Source organism: Kitasatospora sp. NPDC002965 (genome assembly GCF_040611255.1).
GTDB lineage: Bacteria > Actinomycetota > Actinomycetes > Streptomycetales > Streptomycetaceae > Kitasatospora.
The window spans coordinates 1-3,589 of the sequence record NZ_JBEXNT010000278.1 but is presented as its reverse complement, the minus strand read 5'-3'; the positions used below and the strand labels follow the sequence as shown (position 1 = coordinate 3,589).

General features: G+C 76.3%; 3 protein-coding genes. 2 read left to right on the top strand and 1 reads right to left on the bottom strand.

Annotation, left to right across the window (positions count from 1 at the left end; all coding sequences use genetic code 11):
• Nucleotides 1-252: 252 nt before the first annotated feature.
• Nucleotides 253-1,515, bottom strand: a complete 1,263-nt coding sequence (locus tag ABZY91_RS41725) for a glutamine synthetase family protein (RefSeq protein ID WP_355409435.1) — start codon at nt 1,513-1,515, stop codon at nt 253-255.
• A 504-nt stretch (nt 1,516-2,019) separates the two neighbouring features.
• Between ABZY91_RS41725 and ABZY91_RS41720 the strand changes: the two genes are divergently transcribed.
• Nucleotides 2,020-2,823, top strand: coding sequence for an acetoacetate decarboxylase family protein (locus ABZY91_RS41720; RefSeq protein WP_355409433.1), 804 nt, complete (start codon nt 2,020-2,022; stop codon nt 2,821-2,823).
• Nucleotides 2,824-2,964: 141 nt separating this feature from the next.
• Nucleotides 2,965-3,537 (top strand): MarR family transcriptional regulator, encoded by a 573-nt coding sequence (locus tag ABZY91_RS41715; RefSeq protein ID WP_355409431.1) that lies wholly within the window; start codon nt 2,965-2,967, stop codon nt 3,535-3,537.
• Nucleotides 3,538-3,589 lie beyond the last annotated feature (52 nt).

The following is a 3,589-nucleotide window of genomic DNA, read 5'->3' as shown; positions in this document are numbered from 1 at the left end:
GCACCCCGCCGAACGACGCCGCGGCCGCCCCGGGTCCGCCGGGGGCGGCAGCGGCGTTCCCGGGCGACGGCCGGAGGGGGGCGGCGGGGACCACCGCGGCTGCTGCGGACCGGGGATGGCCGGCGGGGGACCGGAGGGGGGCGGCGGGGCCCGGCCCGGGGCGGCGAGCTGCGGGAACGGCGACGGACCCGCCGCCCGGGGCGGGCGTCGGGTCCGTCGGGGGTGCGGGTCCGTCAGGGTGGGACGACAAGCTCAGAGGTGGTAGCCGTACTCCCGGAACTCCCAGTCGGTCACGTAGCGGTCGAAGCGCTCCAGCTCGGCCCGCTTGAAGGCCAGGAAGGCCCCGGTGAAGTCCTTGCCGAGCGCCTCGCAGAGCGCCGTGTCGGCCTCCAGGGCGTCCAGCGCCGCGCCGAGCGAGCCGGGCAGCACGGGCGCCCTGGCGGCGTCGTAGCCGTAGCCCTCCAGCGGAGCGGACGGTTCCACCGCGTCCTCGACGCCGAGCGCGAGCGCGGCGACGAGGCCGGCGACCGCCAGGTAGGGGTTGGCGGTCGCGTCGCCCAGGCGCACCTCCAGCCGGGTCGCGCCGCCGCGCTCCGGCGGGATGCGCACCATCGCGCTGCGGTTGTCCAGGCCCCAGTCGATGAGCCAGGGCGCCAGGGTGTCCGGCCCGAACCGCTTGTAGGAGTTCACGGTGGGGTTGAGCAGCGCGGCCAGCGCGGGCGCGTGCCGCAGGACGCCGCCGATCGCGTGCCGGGCGGTGGCGGAGAGGCCGTCGGGCGCGCCGGGGTCGGCGAACACGTTCCGCCCCGCGGTGTCGAGGCAGGAGACGTGCAGGTGGAAGCCGGAGCCGCCCTCGGCGTTGAACGGCTTGGCCATGAAGGTGGCCAGCCGGCCCTCCACCCGGGCGAGCTCCTTGACGGCGGCCTTGAACCGGAACGCCCGGTCCGCGGCGTCCACGGCCTCGGAGTGGGTGAGGTTGATCTCGAACTGGCCGCCGGAGAACTCGTGGTTGCCCATGGTGACGCCGATGCCGAGCCGGCCGAGCTGACGCAGGGTGCGCAGCAGGTGGCCGTCCGGGTCGCCGCGCCGGCCGGCCGCGTAGACGTTGCCCGGGGCGTCCGCGTAGGGCCGCCAGCCGCTCGGCGCGGTCGGGTCCGGGTCGCAGAGGAAGTACTCCAGCTCCGGTCCGACGACGGCGGTGAGCCCGAGCCCGGCGAGGCGTTCGGTGACGGTGTGCAGGACCTCGCGGGGCGACTCCGGGCCCGGGCGGCCGGTGCGCGGGTCGGTGGTGCGGCCGAGGCACCAGGCGACGCCGGGCTCCCAGGGCAGCGGGACCAGGGTGGCGAGGTCGGGGTGGAAGGTGATGTCGGGCAGGCCCGCGTCCAGGCCGCCCTCGACCGGGACGACCTCGCCGAGCGGTCCGGTGTGGTAGATCGCGCGGCAGAAGGCGAGGCCGTGGTGGACGGCGTCGGGCAGGGCGTCGACGAGGATGTCGCGGCCCCGGTCGGTCCCCATGAGGTCCGGGTAGGTCACGCGGACGACGTCGACGCCCCGGGCCTTGAGCGCGGCGACCGTCTCGGCGACGCTCGGGCCTGCGACGCTCGGGCCTGCGACGCTCGGGCCTGCGACGCTCGGGCCTGCGGCGTTCGGGCCGGCGACCGGGGCGGTCCCGGCGTCGGGGGTGGTCCCGGCGGGGGATGCGGGGGTGGCGACCTGGTCGGTCACTGCGGGCCTCCTCGTGAGGCTGGCGTGGGGGGAGGGAGTGCACCTGCGGTCCGGGCGGGCGAGCGGACAGCACCGGCCCCGGACTCTCGTTTGGGATCAAACATTAGGCCCGGGCGCCCCGTTCGGCAAGAGTCCGGGCCCGATCCGCGCGATCGGGGAGGAGGGGGGTGACAGGCGGCCCGTCACGGCATATCGTATGGCCCCAAACGAGAAACCCCCGCAGGTCGCACCCCCGCCGCCGCGCCCACCGACCCGCCCGCCACCCGCCCCAGCCACCCCGAACCAGGAGGTGCCGTGGCCACCGTGCACGGCTTCTTTCACCCCAGGACGGCCACCGGCCGCTCCTCCCTCGTCCCGGCCCCGCCCTGGCATTACTCGGGCGACCTGCTGACGATCGAGTACCGCACCGACCCGGCCCGGGTCGCCGAGCTGCTCCCCGCGCCGCTGTCGCCGGCCGAGGAGGACCCCGGCGCGGTCGCCCTGATCTGGGCCGACTGGCAGTCCTGCGCCGCCGACGGCGCGGAGCTGCTCGACCCGGTCCGCTCCCAGTACCGGGAGTGCTTCGCCGTGGTGCGCTGCAGCTACCGGGGCCGGACCTACTCCCGCTGCGTCTACATCTGGGTGGACAAGGACTTCGCGATCGCGCGCGGCCTGCACCAGGGCTACCCGAAGAAGCTGGGCTCGATCCACCAGACCCGCCCGCACCCCTTCGGCCCGGCGCCCCGGCTCGCCCCCGGCGCCCGGTTCGGGGCCACCCTCGCGGCGGCCGACCGGCGGCTCGCCCAGGCGGTGGTCACGCTGGAGGAGGAGTCCCCGACCAACGGCTTCGTGAACGGCCACCCGATGGCCCACCACCGCCGGCTGCCGGCCATCGACCGGCCGGGCGCCTTCGCGCTGGACGAGCTGGTCGAGAGCGGGGCCGCCGCCTTCGAGGCCGGACCGGCCTGGCGCGGCAGCGCCGAGCTGGAGCTGTTCGAGGCGCCCACGGAGGAGCTGGCCGCGCTGCGGATCGAGGAGCCGATCGCCGCCTACTACCGGCAGGTCGGCGTGGTCTGGAACGGCGGTCGCGTGCTGGAGTCGGCGGCCACGACGGGCTGATCCTGCGTCCCGGGCCCGGAACCCCCGGGCCCGGGACCCCCGAGCCCCGGACGCAGGTCGTACGGGTGCAAATGGAGTGCCCGGCACGCTAGATTCGGCCGACGACAGAACCGCGGCCCCGCCGCGGGGGAGGGACGACCGGTGACCAACCGCACCATCGAGGAGACCGAGCGGGCCGTCCTGGCCAAGCTGGGCCAGGTTCCGCTGCTACGGGCGCAGATGGCCGCCGTCTCCAACATCCACCGGGCGGCCGCCGCCGTCCGCCAGCACCTGGAGAACTCCGTCCTGCGCGGCGCCCAGCTGACCTGGACCTCGTTCGTGGTGCTCTGGGTGGTCTGGATCTGGGGCGAGATGGAGACCCGGTACGTCGCCGAGGAGGCCGGCATCTCCAAGGGCACGCTCACCGGCGTCGCCCGCACGCTCGAATCCCGCGGCCTGGTCGAGCGGGTCGGCCACCCGTCGGACGGGCGGATGGTGCTGCTGCGGCTCACCCCCGCCGGGGAGTCCCTGATGGCCGAGCTGTTCCCGCGCTTCAACCAGGAGGAGGCGTTCGTGGCCGGCGCACTCTCCGACGAGGAGTGCGAGCAGCTGGCCGGCCTGCTGCGCCGCGTCGTCGGCACGCTGGAGCGGGACGGCGGGAACCGACGCTCCGAGCTGACCGCCGACGCTCCCCCGCCGCCCCGCCCGGGCGGTCGCCGCCGGCGCGAGGCCTGAGCCCTCCGGCCCCCGCACCCCCAGGCCCCTCGCCGCCGGGCCGGGGGCCCCC